Source organism: Streptomyces sp. NPDC058157, assembly GCF_042884105.1.
Taxonomy (GTDB): domain Bacteria; phylum Actinomycetota; class Actinomycetes; order Streptomycetales; family Streptomycetaceae; genus Streptomyces.
In genome coordinates, this window is sequence record NZ_JBHVUQ010000053.1 from 1 (window position 1) to 16,752 (window position 16,752).

The following is a 16,752-nucleotide window of genomic DNA, read 5'->3' on the forward strand; positions in this document are numbered from 1 at the left end:
GGCCCAGGGGGCGGAGTTGGCCCGGTGCCGGGTCGGGGGCGAGGTGGCCGAGGTCACCGCCGTGGTCCGGGCCGGCCCCTTCGCCCCGGCGGCCGCCGCCCGCGCCGGCCCGCCCCTGGCCCGGGGGTCAGGGGGGCGGGGCCAGGAGGCGGGTGAGGAGCCGGATCGCGCCGCGTTTGTGGAGGGGGTCGTTGCCGTTGCCGCACTTGGGGGACTGGATGCAGGAGGGGCAGCCCGCCTCGCACTCGCAGGCGGCGATGGCGTCCCGGGTGGCCGTCAGCCACTCCCGGGCCGTGTGGAAGGCCCGCTCCGCGAAACCGGCCCCGCCCGGGTGGCCGTCGTACACGAACACCGTGGGCAGCAGGGTGTCCGGATGCAGCGGCACGGAGACCCCGCCGATGTCCCAGCGGTCGCAGGTGGCGAACAGCGGGAGCAGGCCGATGGAGGCGTGCTCGGCGGCGTGCAGGGCGCCGCCGAGGATCTCCGGGTTGATCCGGGCCTCGTCGAGCTGGTCCTCGGTGACCGTCCACCACACGGCCCGGGTGCGCAGGGTGCGCGGCGGCAGGTCCAGCTTGGCCTCGCCGAGCACCTCGCCGGTGATCAGCTTGCGGCGCAGGTAGGACACGACCTGGTTGGTGACCTCGACGGAGCCGTAGCAGAGCCGGGCCGCGCCCCAGGGGACCTCGGTCTCGGTCTCCAGGACGGTGATCGAGGTGGTGTCGCGGGCCGTGGTGGAGAAGGGCGGGTCCGCCTCCTCGACCAGGGCCACGGACTCCTCCAGGTCCAGCCGCCGCACCAGGTAGGTGCGGCCCTGGTGGAGGTGGACGGCGCCCTCGTGGACCGCGGTGTGGGAGGCGGACTCGTCCACCGTGCCCAGCAGCCGGCCGGTCCCGGCCTCGACGATCTGCACCGGGCGGCCCCCGCCGCCGCGGATGTCGGCCAGGTCCGAGGCCCGCTCCCGGCGGGTCCAGTGCCAGGCCGCGGTCCGCCGCCGCAGCAGCTTCGCCGCCTCCAGCTGGGGCAGCAGCCCGGACGTGGCCGGGCCGAAGAGGTCCAGGTCGGCCTCGGTCAGGGGCAGCTCGGCGGCGGCCGCGCACAGGTGCGGGGCCAGGACGTAGGGGTTGTCGGGGTCCAGCACGGTGGCCTCGACCGGCTGCCGGAAGAGGGCCTCGGGGTGGTGGACCAGATACGTGTCCAGCGGGTCGTCACGGGCGATCAGCACCGCCAGGGCGCCCTGCCCCGAGCGCCCGGCGCGCCCGGCCTGCTGCCACAGGGAGGCCCGGGTGCCCGGATAGCCCGTGATCAGCACGGCGTCCAGGCCGGACACGTCCACGCCGAGCTCCAGGGCCGTGGTGGCGGCCAGCCCCAGGAGTTCCCCGGAGTGCAGGGCCCGTTCCAGGGCGCGGCGCTCCTCGGGCAGGTAGCCGCCCCGGTAGGCGGCGACCCGCCGGGGCAGGGACCGGTCGACCTCGGCCAGCCGCTCCCGGGTGATCACGGAGATCAGCTCGGCGCCGCGCCGGGAGCGGACGAAGGCCACCGTCCGGACCCCCTGGACGACCAGGTCGGTCAGCAGGTCGGCGGTCTCCGCCGTCGCGGTGCGGCGCACCGGGGCGCCCTTCTCGCCCTTGAGCTCGGTCAGGGGCGGCTCCCACAGGGCGAAGACCACCTCGCCGCGCGGCGAGGCGTCGTCGGTGATCCCGGTGACGGGGACCCCGGTCAGCCGGGAGGCGGCGGCCGCCGGGTCGCTCGCCGTGGCGGAGGCCAGCAGGAACACCGGCTCCGAGCCGTAGCGGGCGCACAGCCGGCGCAGCCGCCGCAGCACCTGGGCGACGTGCGAGCCGAAGACCCCCCGGTAGCTGTGGCACTCGTCGACGACGACGTAGCGCAGTGCCTTGAGGAAGGAGGACCAGCGGGGATGGGAGGGCAGGACGCCCCGGTGCAGCATGTCGGGGTTGGTCAGGACGTAGTTGGCGTACTGGCGGACCCACTCGCGTTCCTCGACGGGCGTGTCCCCGTCGTACACGGCCGGTCGCACGGCGTTCCCGAGGGGTGCGGCGAGTTCCCGGACGGCGCGCCGCTGGTCGGCGGCCAGAGCCTTGGTCGGGGCCAGGTAGAGGGCGGTCGCACCGCGTCCGTTCGGGGCTTCGGCCCCGTCGGCGAGGGCCGACAGCACGGGGGCCAGATAGGCCAGGGACTTGCCCGAGGCGGTTCCGGTGGCGATGACCACCGACTCGCCGTCCAGCGCGAGCTCGGCGGCCGCGGCCTGGTGTTCCCACGGGTGTTCGATGCCCGCCGCCTGGATCGCGGCTACTACATCCGTTCGGACCCGGTGCGGCCAGACCGCATGACGGCCCTCCCGAGGGGGCAAGTGCTCCGTATGGGTGATGCGCGCAGCTCGGGAAGGCCCCCGTGACAGGCGGTCCAGAACGGTGCCGGGGGTGGGTCGTGGGTCCGCCGGTGCCGTGGCCGGACCGGGGCGGTGAGTGTTGGCCATTGGAACCGAGTGTGTCACCGGCGTGCGGGACAATGGTCTCAAGGCGTCGTGCGCGCCTGCCGGTAAGTGATTGAATGCCATCGCGGCAGCCGATCCCTCCCCTACCTTCGGGTGGGAGGCCCCTGGGGGGCGCCGCTCGATAGCAAGGTGCTGGAGGATCCGTGGACCTGTCCCTGTCGACTCGCACTGTCGGCGACCGCACGGTCGTAGAGGTCGGTGGCGAGATTGATGTGTATACCGCGCCCAAGCTGCGCGAGCAGTTGGTGGAGTTGGTGAACGACGGCAGCTACCACCTGGTTGTCGACATGGAGCGAGTGGACTTCCTCGACTCCACCGGCCTCGGTGTGCTCGTGGGAGGCCTCAAGCGCGTCCGTGCGCACGAGGGCTCGCTGCGTCTGGTCTGCAACCAGGAGCGCATCCTGAAGATCTTCCGGATCACCGGTCTGACGAAGGTGTTCCCGATCCACACCTCGGTGGACGACGCCGTCCAGGCCACCGACTGACATACGGCTCCGGATACGAGGAGCCGCCGAGGAGGGGGTACCCGGACCCTGGGTGGTCCGGGCCCCTGTCAAGGCACGCCTGTAGTCCGAGGGGGACGCACATGGCCACCGTTGAACTGCGTTTCAGCGCCCAGCCCGAACACGTCCGCACGGCCCGCCTGGTCGCGGCCGCCGTGGCGCGCCGGGCGGGGGTGGAGGAAGCCGTCCTCGACGAGGTCCGCCTCGCCGTGGGCGAGGCGTGTTCGCGTGCCGTCGGACTGCACCGCAGCAACGGGCTGGACGCGCCCGTCCGGGTGGTGCTGACCGAGGAGGAGAAGGTGTTCTCCATCGAGGTCGGCGACGAGGTGCCCGGCCCGGCCGGCGGTTCCTCCGAGCCGGTGCCCGGGATGGACGCGGCCCTGGACCCCGACGCCGACGGCGAGGACGAGATGGGCCTCGCCGTGATCAGCGGGCTCGTCGACGACGTCTCCGTGACCAGTGGGGAATCGGGCGGAACGATCCGGATGCGCTGGCCCGTCGCCGGGGTCTCCGATCTTCCGTAAGCCGGCGCCCGTCCTATCTTCCGATCTTTATCAAGGCCCTGCTGAGCAGGGCCTTTTTCATTTCCCGGGAAATCCTCTAGATCGTTGATCGGCCGTCAATGCCTTTGCCCCATTACCTCTTTCGGGGGTAAAGGAGTGACGCGATCTATTGCTGAGGAGCAAGAGCACGCCAATTCCGTTTCACGCCCACTGTTTTGATCGGGGTGCGCTCCCTACAATCCGTCCACATCTTGAGCTCATCACGTCAAGGAGGACGAATGACGGGGCTCTTCACCCCCAATGCCGTGGATCAGGCAGATGATCTGGCGGCCGCAGTACTCACGGATGACAACCGGCTCATCGTGTTCGTCATCGCGGGCATCGCACTGGCCGCCCTGGTCGTCGCCCAGATCCTGGTCCGCCAGGTCCTGGCGGCCGATGAGGGCACCAGCAGCATGAAGCGGATCGCCGCGGCGGTGCAGGAGGGCGCGAACGCCTATCTGGGCCGCCAGTTGCGCACCCTCGGCACCTTCGCCGTCGTGGTCTTCTTCCTGCTCTTCCTGCTCCCCGCCGACGACTGGACGCAGCGCTCCGGGCGCTCCGCCTTCTTCCTCGTCGGCGCCCTCTTCTCGGCCACCACCGGCTACATCGGCATGCGCCTCGCGGTCCGCGCCAACGTCCGCGTCGCCGCGGCCGCCCGCGAGGCCACCCCCGCCGAGGGCGAGCCGGCCAAGGACCTGACCGAGGTCTCCCACAAGGCCATGAAGATCGCCTTCCGCACGGGCGGCGTGGTCGGCATGTTCACCGTCGGCCTCGGCCTGCTCGGCGCCTCCTGCGTCGTGCTCGTCTACGCCGCCGACGCCCCCAAGGTGCTGGAGGGCTTCGGTCTCGGCGCCGCGCTCATCGCGATGTTCATGCGCGTGGGCGGCGGCATCTTCACCAAGGCCGCCGACGTGGGCGCCGACCTGGTCGGCAAGGTCGAGCAGGGCATTCCGGAGGACGATCCGCGCAATGCCGCGACCATCGCCGACAACGTGGGCGACAACGTCGGCGACTGCGCGGGGATGGCGGCCGACCTCTTCGAGTCCTACGCGGTCACCCTCGTGGCCGCCCTCATCCTCGGCAAGGCCGCCTTCGGCGACCTCGGCCTCGCCTTCCCGCTGATCGTTCCCGCCATCGGCGTCGTCACCGCGATGATCGGCATCTTCGCCGTGGCCCCGCGCCGCGCCGACCGCAGCGGGATGACCGCCATCAACCGCGGCTTCTTCATCTCCGCCGTGATCTCCCTGGTGCTCGTCGGGGCCGCCGTCTACGCCTACCTCCCGGCGACCTACAAGGAGCTCACCGGGGTCGAGGACGCCGCGATCCTGAACCACTCCGGGGACCCGCGGATCCTGGCCGTGGTCGCCGTCGCCATCGGCATCGTGCTCGCGGCCCTGATCCAGCAGCTGACCGGCTACTTCACCGAGACCAACCGCCGCCCCGTCCGGGACATCGGCAAGACCTCGCTGACCGGCCCGGCCACCGTGGTTCTCGCCGGCATCTCCGTCGGCCTGGAGTCCGCCGTCTACACGGCGCTGCTCATCGGCCTCGGCGTCTACGGCGCGTTCCTGCTCGGCGGCACGTCGATCATGCTCGCGCTCTTCGCGGTGGCCCTGGCCGGCACCGGCCTGCTCACCACCGTCGGCGTCATCGTCGCCATGGACACCTTCGGCCCGGTCTCGGACAACGCCCAGGGCATCGCCGAGATGTCCGGCGACGTCGAGGGCGCCGGTGCCCAGGTCCTCACCGACCTCGACGCCGTCGGCAACACCACCAAGGCCATCACCAAGGGCATCGCCATCGCCACCGCGGTCCTGGCCGCGGCCGCCCTCTTCGGCTCGTACAACGACGCCATCAGCAACGCGGTCAAGACGGTCGGGGCCAAGGCCGGCGAGATGAACCTCAGCCTCGACATCGCCCAGCCCAACAACCTGGTCGGCCTGATCCTCGGCGCGGCCGTCGTGTTCCTGTTCTCGGGCCTGGCCATCAACGCGGTGTCCCGCTCGGCGGGTGCCGTCGTCTACGAGGTGCGCCGCCAGTTCCGCGAGCACCCCGGGATCATGGACTACTCCGAGAAGCCCGAGTACGGGCGCGTCGTGGACATCTGCACCAAGGACGCCCTGCGCGAGCTGGCCACCCCGGGCCTGATCGCCGTGCTCACCCCGATCGCCGTCGGCTTCACCCTCGGCGTCGGCGCCCTCGGCTCCTTCCTCGCCGGAGCCATCGGCTGCGGCACCCTGATGGCGGTGTTCCTCGCCAACTCCGGCGGCGCGTGGGACAACGCGAAGAAGCTCGTCGAGGACGGCCACCACGGAGGCAAGGGCAGCGAGGCCCACGCCGCCGTCGTCATCGGCGACACCGTCGGCGACCCGTTCAAGGACACCGCGGGCCCGGCCATCAACCCGCTGCTGAAGGTCATGAACCTGGTGGCCCTGCTGATCGCCCCGGCCGTCGTGCAGTTCAGCTACGGCGCGGACACCAGCGCGACCGTCCGGGCCGTGGTCGCGGCGATCGCGCTTCTCGTCATCATCGGCGCGGTGTACGTGTCCAAGCGCCGCGGCATCGCCGTCGGCGACGACGAAGCCGGGAGCGCGGGCGCGGAGCGCGTGGCCCAGCCGGTGGACCCGGCGACCGTCTCCTGACACCGCGGGTGCGCCCGAACGGCGGACGGGCGGCGCGTACTGACGCGCCGTCCGTCCGCCTTTCTGTGTGCTCGGAAGGCGGGCGTGTATCTTCCGGCCGAGAGCCTTCGAAGGGACCAATCCGGTGAACAAGAAGTTTGCGGCCGCGTTGTCCTGCGGCGCCGTACTGATGCTCGTGCTGTCCGGCTGCGGCGGTGACGACGGCGGCGACAAGAAGGCCGACGCCTGGGCCAAGAAGGTCTGCGACAAGTGGGAGCCCGAGCTCACGAAGATCAAGGGCACCAACGACGAGCTGAAGCGGGTCGCCTCCCAGAGCAGCAAGCCCGAGGAGGTCCAGAAGACCGACTCGGCCGCGTTCCAGACCCTTTCGGACTCCTACAAGAGCATGGCCTCCTCCCTGACGGCGGCCGGTGAGGCACCGGTCAAGGACGGGAAGGCCGCACAGGACTCGGTGGTCAAGAGCTACGGCGAGATCTCCAAGAGCTACACCGACCTCAAGACGAAGATCGACGCCCTGGACCCCAAGGACCAGAGCAAGTTCGCGGACGGCCTCCAGCAGGTCGCCGGCGGTCTCACGGAGGTCGCGGCCAACGAGACGGCGAGCAAGGAGAAGCTCAACTCGACCGGCCTCAAGGTGATCTACACCCAGAAGGGCTGCCAGGTCTCGGCACCCAAGTAGCCGCTGCCGCCGCACGGGGCGCGGGCGGCCGCGCCCCGGGGATCGCACGGATCACCGGCCCCAGCGGCCACAATGGACGGGTGAGTACCACCAGCCTCCCCCAGCCCGACCGCGCCGCCGAGCTCCGCGAAGCCCTCCTCGCCGCCGGTTTCACCGCCGACGGGCTGCTCGACCTGCTCGGCGCCCCCGCCTACGCCGCGCTCGCCCGCAGCGAGACGGTCCCCGCCCTGCGCGCCACGCGCAGCCACGGTGACGGCCCCCTCGCCACCCTGGTGCGGCTGTTCCTCCTGCAGTGCCCCGTGCCCCACGTGCACGCCGCGCGGGCGCTGCCCGTCGAGGCGGCGCTCGCCGACGGGTGGCTGCGGCGGGAGGGGGACGAGGTGCACGCCACCGTCGACGTGCGCCCGTACGGCGGTCCGGACGGCGAGGACTGGTTCATCGTCTCCGACCTCGGCTGCGCCGTCGGCGGGGCCGGCGGCATCGGCAGCCGCGAGGAGGGCGTCGTCCTCGGTGTCGGCGGGGCCTCCACCACCCTGGCCGGGATCACCGTCCGCGTCCCCGTCGGCTCGGCCCTCGACCTGGGCACCGGATCCGGCATCCAGGCCCTGCACGCCGCCCAGCACGCCACCCGGGTCACCGCCACCGACGTCAACCCGCGGGCCCTGGAGTTCACCCGGCTGACGCTGGCGCTCTCCGGGGCGCCGGAGGCCGAGCTGCTCACGGGCTCCCTGTTCGAGCCCGTCGGCGACGCCACGTACGACCTGATCGTCTCGAACCCGCCCTTCGTCATCTCCCCCGGCGCCCGGCTCACCTACCGCGACGGCGGGATGGGCGGCGACGACCTGTGCCGGACGCTGGTCCAGCAGGCCGGGGACCACCTCAACCCCGGCGGGTTCGCCCAGTTCCTCGGCAACTGGCAGCACGTCGAGGGCGAGGACTGGCACGACCGGGTGCGGTCCTGGGTGCCGCGCGGTTGCGACGCGTGGATCGTGCAGCGTGACGTGCAGGACGTGACGCAGTACGCCGAGCTGTGGCTGCGCGACGCCGGCGACCACCGCAGCGACCCGGCCGAGTACGCGGCGCGCTACGAGGACTGGCTCGACGAGTTCGAGTCCCGCAAGACCAAGGCCGTCGGCTTCGGCTGGATCACCCTGCGCCGCACCGACGCGGCCGAGCCCTCGATCGTGGTCGAGGAGTGGCCGCACACGGTGGAGCAGCCGCTCGGCGAGACCGTCCTGGCGCACTTCGCCCGCCAGGACTACCTGCGCGAACACGACGACGCCGCGCTGCTGGCCGGGTACTTCCAGCTGACCGAGGAGGTCGTCCAGGAGCAGGTCGGCGCCCCCGGCGCGGAGGACCCCGAGCACGTGGTGCTCCGGCAGAACCGCGGGATGCGCCGGGCCACCAAGGTGGACACGGTCGGGGCGGGCTTCGCCGGGGTGTGCGACGGCTCACTCAGCGCGGGCCGGATCCTCGACGCGATCGCCCAGCTGGTCGAGGAGGACCCGGTCCTGCTGCGGGACCGGACCCCGGAGGCGATCCGGATGCTGGTCGAGCAGGGCTTCCTGGAGCCCGTCCAGGGGCCGGTCCGGTAGCCGTTCCCGGCCCGGGCCGCGGGCGAACCCGTGATGTAACCCGGGGTTCGCCCGCCGTATCCCCACGGGTGGCAGGCTCCCCGGCAGCGGGGGATTCGGGGGGATCCCCCGGGCGGCCCGAACGGAGGGGGAACGGCATGGAACGCGGTCCGGCGGTCTTCGCGGCGGGCGTGTTCCTGCTGTTCGGGGCCGCTCTGCTGGTCTGGACGGGGGCGCGGGCCGGGCGTCGCGCGCCGGTCGCCGAGGGCGTGCGCCCCGCGGTGGCCGTACCGCTCGCCCTGCTCGCCGGCGCGGGCTCGCTGGCCCTGGGAGTGTGGTGCCTCCAGCGGTTCTGAGGCGCGGACGGGCGATGATCTCCAGCGGGGTGTGAAACACGACGTCGCAGCGGGTGCGGGGGCGGGGCCAGACGGCCCCCGGGCCACCCGGCCCGGTGACCGGGAGGGGCCCGGCGCGGCATCCGGGCGGCAGAAACGGCACTTGTCGGGTTACCGTTCGAGTGGCCGTTGCGGGCTTGTGCCGTTTGACACGGGGGCGGGTTGTACCGTCACACTCCGCAGCGTCGCCGTACTGCGACCGAGTGCCGACCGGAGAGAAGAGCCAAGTTGTCCCCGACTAGCGAGACCGCACAGGGCGGCCGCCGACTCGTCATCGTCGAGTCCCCTGCCAAGGCGAAGACGATCAAGGGCTACCTCGGCCCTGGGTACGTCGTCGAGGCGAGCGTCGGGCACATCCGCGACCTCCCGAACGGCGCCGCCGAGGTACCCGACAAGTACACGGGCGAGGTGCGCCGCCTCGGCGTGGACGTCGAGCACGACTTCGCGCCGATCTACGTCGTCAACGCGGACAAGAAGGCCCAGGTCAGGAAGCTCAAGGACCTGCTGGCCGAGTCCGACGAACTCTTCCTCGCCACCGATGAGGACCGCGAGGGCGAAGCCATCGCGTGGCACCTGCAGGAAGTCCTCAAGCCCAAGGTCCCCGTCCACCGGATGGTCTTCCACGAGATCACCAAGGACGCCATCCGCGACGCCGTCGCCAACCCGCGCGAGCTCAACCAGCGCATGGTCGACGCCCAGGAGACCCGCCGCATCCTCGACCGCCTCTACGGCTACGAGGTCTCGCCGGTCCTGTGGAAGAAGGTCATGCCGCGGCTGTCGGCCGGCCGGGTCCAGTCCGTGGCCACGCGCCTCGTCGTCGAGCGCGAGCGCGAGCGCATCGCCTTCCGCTCCGCCGAGTACTGGGACCTCACCGGCACCTTCGGCACCGGCCGCGCCGGTGACGCGTCCGACCCGTCCTCGCTGGTCGCCCGCCTGAACACGGTCGACGGCAAGCGCGTCGCGCAGGGCCGCGACTTCGGGTCGAACGGGCAGCTCAAGGGCGAGGTGCTGCACCTCGACGAGGCGAACGCGCGGGCGCTCGCCGCCGCGCTCCAGGGCGCCGACTTCGCCGTCCGCTCGGTCGAGTCCAAGCCGTACCGCCGCTCCCCGTACGCCCCGTTCCGCACGACGACCCTCCAGCAGGAGGCCTCGCGCAAGCTGGGCTTCGGCGCGAAGGCGACGATGCAGGTGGCCCAGAAGCTGTACGAGAACGGCTTCATCACCTACATGCGTACGGACTCCACCACGCTCTCCGACACCGCCGTGACGGCGGCCCGCGCGCAGGTCACGCAGCTCTACGGGGCCGACTACCTGCCCGAGAAGCCGCGCGTCTACGCGGGCAAGGTCAAGAACGCGCAGGAGGCGCACGAGGCGATCCGGCCTTCGGGTGATCGTTTCCGCACCCCCGCCGAGACCGGTCTGACCGGCGACCAGTTCCGCCTGTACGAGCTGATCTGGAAGCGGACCGTCGCCTCCCAGATGAAGGACGCCACCGGCAACTCCGTCACCGTGAAGATCGGCGGCCGGGCGAGCGACGGCCGGGACGCCGAGTTCAGCGCCTCCGGCAAGACGATCACCTTCCACGGCTTCATGAAGGCCTACGTCGAAGGCGCCGACGACCCGAACGCCGAGCTCGACGACCGCGAGCGCCGGCTGCCGCAGGTCGCCGAGGGCGACGCGCTGACCGCCGAGCAGATCACCGCCGACGGCCACGCGACCAAGCCCCCGGCCCGCTACACCGAGGCCTCGCTCGTCAAGGAGCTGGAGGAGCGGGAGATCGGCCGCCCGTCGACGTACGCGTCGATCATCGGCACGATCCTCGACCGCGGCTACGTCTTCAAGAAGGGCACGGCGCTCGTCCCGTCCTTCCTCTCCTTCGCCGTCGTGAACCTGCTGGAGACCCACTTCGGCCGGCTCGTCGACTACGACTTCACGGCCAAGATGGAGGACGACCTCGACCGCATCGCGCGCGGCGAGGCGCAGTCCGTGCCGTGGCTGAAGCGGTTCTACTTCGGCTCCGAGGACGCGACCGAGGTCGTGCCGGCCGACGGCGACGCGCTCGGCGGTCTGAAGGAGCTGGTCACGGACCTGGGCGCGATCGACGCCCGGGAGATCTCCTCCTTCCCGGTCGGCGAGGGCATCGTGCTGCGCGTCGGCCGCTACGGGCCGTACGTGGAGCGCGGCGAGAAGGACGCCGAGGGCCACCAGCGGGCCGACGTCCCCGACGACCTGGCGCCCGACGAGCTGACGGTCGCGTACGCGGAGGAGCTGTTCGCGAAGCCGAGCGGCGAGTTCGAGCTGGGCGCGGACCCGATCACCGGCAACCAGATCGTCGCCAAGGACGGCCGCTACGGGCCGTACGTGACGGAGATCCTGCCCGAGGGCACCCCGAAGACGGGCAAGAACGCGGTCAAGCCGCGGACGGCCTCGCTGTTCAAGAGCATGTCCCTGGACACGGTCACCCTCGACGACGCCATGCGGCTGATGTCGCTGCCGCGCGTCGTCGGCGCGGACGCCGAGGGCGTGGAGATCACGGCGCAGAACGGCCGCTACGGCCCGTACCTGAAGAAGGGCACGGACTCGCGCTCCCTGGAGACCGAGGACCAGCTGTTCTCCATCACCCTGGACGAGGCCCTCGCGATCTACGCCCAGCCCAAGCAGCGGGGCCGCGCCGCGGCCAAGCCGCCGCTGAAGGAGCTCGGCACCGACCCGGTCAGCGAGAAGCCGGTGGTCGTCAAGGACGGCCGCTTCGGCCCGTACGTGACGGACGGCGAGACCAACGCGACGCTGCGGCGGGACGACGACGTCGAGACGATCACGCCGGAGCGCGGCTACGAGCTGCTCGCGGAGAAGCGGGCCAAGGGGCCGGCGAAGAAGACCGCGAAGAAGGCGGTCAAGAAGGCCCCCGCGAAGAAGGCGACGGCTTCGGCGGCCAAGAAGACGGCGACCGCGGCGACCGCGGCCAAGAAGACCGCGGCCAAGAAGACGACGGCCGCGGCGGCGAAGAAGACGACGGCTTCGGCGGCCAAGAAGACGGCGGCGAAGAAGACGACGACCGCGGCCGCGAAGAAGGCCGCCGCGGCGGCTCCGGCGGACGAGTAGCCCCTCCGGGGGCGGGGCCCGGCCCCGCCCTCGGAAGGTGGGTGCGGGGTCACATCCGGAGCCGTCCACAGGCCACGGCAACGGCCCAGCGCAGCGGATAGGCTGGGCGGATGACGCGAGCCGAGCAGCCACCGGTCGTGACCGCCTCCGAGAACCCCGCCTACGACGAAGCCCTAGCCGCGGACTCCCGCGAGCGAGCGGTGCGCGCCCTGCTGCGCACGCCCGGGCTGCGGCGGCTGTGGAGCGCCCAGCTGGTGAGCGGCATCGGTGACGCCCTCGCCCTGCTGGTGCTCGTCCTGCTGACCCTCCAGGCGACCGTCACGTCCACCACCGGCGGCCTCTTCGGCACCGGCTACCGGGGCGCCGCCTTCGCCGTCGCCGCCGTCTTCGCGGTGCGCGTCCTCGCCACCGTCCTGTTCGGGGCGGTCCTGCTCGGCCCGCTGGCCCGGCTCACCGCCCCCGGCGGCAAGCTGGACCGCCGCTGGACGATGGCCGGCGCCGACGGGCTGCGGATCGTGCTGTTCGTCGTCGCCCCGCTCTGGCTCGACTGGATCCCGGCGCACGCCACGGTCGCCCTGCTGGCCACCGTCTTCGTCTCGGGCGCCGCCGAGCGCGTGTGGACCCTGGCCAAGGAAAGCGCCGCGCCCGGCCTGCTGCCCGCGCCGCCGCCGGAGGGGGCGACGGTCCGACCGCTCCCGGACCACCTCGACGCCCTGCGCCGCCTCAGCCTGCGCACGGCCTTCGCGGCGATGCCCGTCGCGGCCGCCGCCCTGCTCGTCGCGACGCTGGTCGGGCGGGCGCTGGGCCTGGGCGTGGACTGGTTCGCCGTGAACCGGTCGGCGCTGGGCTCGTACGTGGCCGCAGGCCTGTTCGCCGCGTCCCTCTCGCTGCTGCTCCCGCTGACCCTGCCCGACGTGAAGACCCCGAGGCCGCGCTCCCCGCTGGAGGGGCTGCGCGCCCCCCGCGCGGGCGACCGGACCGAGAAGGGCCGTACGGGCTCGATCCGGCTGCTCGTGCTGGCCTGCGCGGCCGTCGCCGCGGCCGTCGCCGCAGCCGCCTCCGTCGCCGTGCTGCACGCCTTCGACCTGGGCGGCGGGCCCTCCTCGTACGCCCTGATGGTGCTCGCCCTCGTCGGCGGCACCGCCGCCGGGATCCGGGCCACCCAGGCCGGCAAGGTGCTGCCCGGGCTCTCCCGGCGCCGGCTGCTCGCGCTGGCCATGGCCGTCGCGGGGCTGGCGCTGCTGCTGACCGGTCTGGTCCGGGACACGGCGACCGTACTGTTCCTGGCGCTGCTCGCGGGCACCGCCGCCGGCGTCGCCGCCAACACCGGCCACACCCTGCTCGACCAGGAGACCGAGGAGTTCCGCCGCGCCCGGGTCACCGCGCACCTTCAGGCCGTGGTCCGGGTGGCCGTGGCCCTCGGCGCGGTGGCCGCCCCGCTGCTGGCCGCCGCGATCGGCCCGCACCGGCTGGAGGCCGGCCGGATCACCCTCGCCCACGGCGGAGCCGCCTACACCCTGATGCTGGTCGGCGCACTGCTGCTGCCCGCCGCCGTCGTGGTCCTCACCCGGGCCGACGACCGCGGCGGCGTACCGCTGCGCCGCGACCTGCGCGAGGCGCTGCGCGGCGGGGAGCCCGTCCAGGCCCCTTCCGCGACCGGGTTCTTCATCGCCCTGGAGGGCGGCGACGGCGCCGGCAAGTCCACCCAGGTCGAGGCGCTGGCCGACTGGATACGGGGCAAGGGCCACGAGGTCGTCGTGACCCGGGAGCCGGGCGCCACCCCGGTCGGCAAGCGGCTCCGTTCGATCCTGCTGGACATCTCCTCCGCCGGGCTGTCCAACCGCGCCGAGGCGCTGCTGTACGCCGCCGACCGCGCGGAGCACGTGGACACCGTGGTCCGGCCCGCCCTGGAGCGGGGCGCGGTGGTGATCTCCGACCGCTACATCGACTCCTCGGTGGCCTACCAGGGCGCCGGGCGCGACCTGTCCCCGACCGAGATCGCCCGGATCTCCCGCTGGGCCACCGACGGCCTGGTGCCGAACCTGACCGTGCTGCTCGACGTCTCCCCGGAGACCGCGCGGGAACGGTTCACGGAGGCCCCCGACCGGCTGGAGTCCGAGCCGACCGAGTTCCACCAGCGGGTGCGGGCCGGGTTCCTGACGCTCGCCGCCGCCGACCCCGGCCGCTACCTGGTGGTCGACGCCGGCCAGGACCCCGGCTCCGTCACCACCGTCGTGCGCCACCGCCTGGACCGGATGCTCCCGCTGTCCGAGGCCGAGGTGGCCGCGCAGCTGGAGGCGCGCCGGCTCGCCGAGGAGGAGGCCCGGCGCAAGGCCGAGGAGGAGGCCGCGCGCAAGGCGGAGGAGGCCCGGCTGAAGGCCGAGGAGGAGGCCCGCCTGGCCAAGGAGGCCGAGGAGGCCCGGCTCGCGGCCGAGCGCCTCGCCGAGGAGGCCCGGATCAAGGCGGAGCAGGAGGCCGAGGCGGCGCGGCTCAAGGCCGAGCGCGAGGCCGCGGAAGCCCGTCGGCTGGCTCAGGAGGAGGCCGCCCGCAAGGCGGAGGAGGAGCGGCGCAGGGCCGAGGAGGAGCGGCGCAGGGCCGAGGCGGAGGCCCGGGCCCGGGCCGAGGCCGAGCGGCTGCGCGCCGAGGCCGAGGAGCGGGCCCTCGCCGCCGAGCGGGAGCGGATCCGGCTCCAGGAGGCGGAGGAGGCCCGGCTGCGGGCCGAGGCGGAGGAACGCCGGCTGGAGAAGCAGCGGCGGGCCGAGGAGGCCCTGCTGCGGGCGGAGGAGGCGCGCAAGCTGGCGGAGGCCTCGGCCGCCGCGGCCGCCGCTTCGGCCAAGGCCGCCGAGGCGCCCGCGCCCAAGGTCGGGATGCGCAAGGACCCGCTCCCGGCGGACGAGGCCGTCACGGTCGAGACGCCGGTGGTGCGGCGCGTGGTCCAGCCGGACGACGTGACGCAGACCGTCCCCGTGCCCAAGATCGACCCGGCGTCGGGGTCGGCGTCGGCGTCGGAGACGGCGTCCGCGTCGCGTCCGTCGGACGAGACGGCCGTCCTGCCCGCCGTGCGGCCCGACGGCCCGTCCCCGGCCGCCCCGGGCGGGCGGACCCGGCCGGCGGAGCGTCCGACGGCCCCGCACACCCAGGAGGCCCCGGCCGACCGGGTGCCGCCGGGCATCTTCCGGGACTCCGCGAACGACGTGACCCGCGAGCTCCCCGTCTTCGACGAGGACGGCCGGCCGCGCAGGGCCCCGTCCGACTGGGCCGAGGCCACCCCGATGGACGACCTGCCGACCCTGGCGGACGAACTGCTGGGCCCCCGCCCCGACGGCGGGGACGGGCGCGGCGACGACGACGGCCGCGGCGGACGGCGCCGCCGCCGCTGACCCGGCGGGCGGGGTCCCCTCCCGCCGCGGTCGGGTTGTCGGTGGCGCGCGCCACAATGTGAGCAGACGGGTGCGGAGCATCCACGGACGGTGAAAGGCGGTGGGCGGGATGCCCGTGTGGGACGACCTGGTGGGACAGGAGCGCGTGCACGCGCAGCTTGCCGCCGCCTCCCGCGACGCCGACGCCCTGGTCACGGCCGCCGCCGGGGGCGAGCCGCTCCCGCCCGGCTCCAAGATGACCCACGCCTGGCTGTTCACCGGCCCGCCCGGCTCCGGACGGGCCACCGCCGCCCGGGCCTTCGCGGCGGCCCTGCAGTGCGTCAGCCCCGACCGCGCCCTCGGCGGCGAACCGGGCTGCGGGTTCTGCGACGGCTGCCACACCACCATGGCCGGGACGCACGCCGACGTGGAGATCGTCCGCACCGACCTGCTGTCGATCGGTGTGAAGGAGACCCGCGACCTGGTCCGCCGCGCCCAGCTGTCGCCGGCCGTGGGCCGCTGGCAGGTCATCGTCCTGGAGGACGCCGACCGGCTCACCGAGGGCGCGGGCAACGTCCTGCTCAAGGCCGTGGAGGAGCCCGCCCCGCGCACCGTGTGGCTGCTGTGCGCGCCCTCCCTGGAGGACGTGCTGCCCACCATCCGCTCCCGCTGCCGCCACCTGACGCTGACCACCCCGTCCGTGGCGGCGGTGGCCGAGCTGCTGGTCCGGCGGGACGGCGTCGAGCCCGCCGCCGCCGCGGCCGCCGCCCGCGCGACCCAGGGCCACATCGACCGGGCCCGCCGGCTCGCCACCGACGAGGCCGCCCGCAGCCGCCGCGCCACCGTGCTCAAGCTCCCCCTGCGGGTGGACGACGTCGGCGGCTGCCTCAAGGCCGCCCAGGAGCTGGTCGACGCCGCCGCGGAGGACGCCAAGCAGGTCGCCGAGGAGGTCGACGCGAAGGAGACCGAGGAGCTGAGGGCCGCGCTCGGCGCCGGAGCGGGCGCCGGCGGCCGGCTGCCGCGCGGGACGGCCGGGGTCATGAAGGAGCTCGAGGACCGCCAGAAGCGCCGCCGCACCCGTACCCAGCGCGACAGCCTCGACCTCGCCCTCACCGACCTGACGGGCTTCTACCGGGACGTCCTCGCCCTCCAGCTCGGCTCGGCCCTGGCCATCGCCAACGAGGACGTCCGCCCCGATCTCGACCGGATCGCCCGCGCCTCGGGCCCCGAGCGGACCCTGCGGCGCATCGAGGCGATCATCGCCTGCCGTGGGGCCCTCGACCGGAACGTGGCCCCGCTGCTGGCGGTGGAGGCCATGACCATGGCCCTGCGCGCGGGCTGACCTTCACCCGTACGAGCGGTTCCGGGCCGGGCGCGGGGAATCCGTTCCGGTCGCCGGATGGCCGGTCCGTGCCCGGTCGGCGGGCCGCCGCGCGGGCGG

At 73.5% G+C, this 16,752-nt stretch carries 10 protein-coding genes; 9 read left to right on the forward strand and 1 reads right to left on the reverse strand.

Going from position 1 to position 16,752, the window contains the following annotated elements:
* Positions 1-127: 127 nt before the first annotated feature.
* Positions 128-2,575 (reverse strand): DEAD/DEAH box helicase, encoded by a 2,448-nt coding sequence (locus ACFVXK_RS16000; RefSeq protein ID WP_389612121.1) that lies wholly within the window; start codon positions 2,573-2,575, stop codon positions 128-130.
* Between the two features lie 80 nt (positions 2,576-2,655).
* Here ACFVXK_RS16000 and bldG point away from each other — a divergent pair, with 80 nt between their 5' ends.
* The 9 genes from bldG to ACFVXK_RS16045 all read left to right on the forward strand — a co-directional run bounded on the left by bldG (position 2,656) and on the right by ACFVXK_RS16045 (position 16,653).
* Positions 2,656-2,997, forward strand: coding sequence for an anti-sigma factor antagonist BldG (gene bldG / locus ACFVXK_RS16005; protein ID WP_004939779.1), 342 nt, complete (start codon positions 2,656-2,658; stop codon positions 2,995-2,997).
* A 101-nt stretch (positions 2,998-3,098) separates the two neighbouring features.
* Positions 3,099-3,539 carry an ATP-binding protein gene (locus tag ACFVXK_RS16010; protein WP_389612122.1) on the forward strand — a complete coding sequence of 147 codons (441 nt, stop codon included), beginning with the start codon at positions 3,099-3,101 and terminating at the stop codon, positions 3,537-3,539.
* A 257-nt stretch (positions 3,540-3,796) separates the two neighbouring features.
* Positions 3,797-6,202: a sodium-translocating pyrophosphatase gene (locus ACFVXK_RS16015; RefSeq protein ID WP_389612123.1), complete on the forward strand. Its 2,406-nt coding sequence runs from the start codon at positions 3,797-3,799 to the stop codon at positions 6,200-6,202.
* Positions 6,203-6,326: 124 nt separating this feature from the next.
* Positions 6,327-6,881 (forward strand): small secreted protein, encoded by a 555-nt coding sequence (locus ACFVXK_RS16020; RefSeq protein ID WP_389612124.1) that lies wholly within the window; start codon positions 6,327-6,329, stop codon positions 6,879-6,881.
* A gap of 80 nt (positions 6,882-6,961) precedes the next feature.
* Complete coding sequence (locus ACFVXK_RS16025) at positions 6,962-8,476, forward strand: methyltransferase (protein ID WP_389612125.1); 1,515 nt, start codon at positions 6,962-6,964, stop codon at positions 8,474-8,476.
* Positions 8,477-8,613: 137 nt separating this feature from the next.
* A complete protein-coding gene (locus ACFVXK_RS16030) occupies positions 8,614-8,811 on the forward strand; it encodes a hypothetical protein (protein WP_042820710.1) in 198 nt (65 codons plus the stop codon).
* A gap of 267 nt (positions 8,812-9,078) precedes the next feature.
* Positions 9,079-11,952 carry a type I DNA topoisomerase gene (topA, locus tag ACFVXK_RS16035; protein WP_389612126.1) on the forward strand — a complete coding sequence of 958 codons (2,874 nt, stop codon included), beginning with the start codon at positions 9,079-9,081 and terminating at the stop codon, positions 11,950-11,952.
* Positions 11,953-12,062: 110 nt separating this feature from the next.
* On the forward strand, positions 12,063-15,332 hold the full coding sequence (tmk, locus tag ACFVXK_RS16040; RefSeq protein WP_389612128.1) for a dTMP kinase: 3,270 nt from the start codon (positions 12,063-12,065) through the stop codon (positions 15,330-15,332).
* Between the two features lie 109 nt (positions 15,333-15,441).
* Positions 15,442-16,653, forward strand: coding sequence for a DNA polymerase III subunit delta' (locus ACFVXK_RS16045; protein ID WP_389612129.1), 1,212 nt, complete (start codon positions 15,442-15,444; stop codon positions 16,651-16,653).
* Positions 16,654-16,752 lie beyond the last annotated feature (99 nt).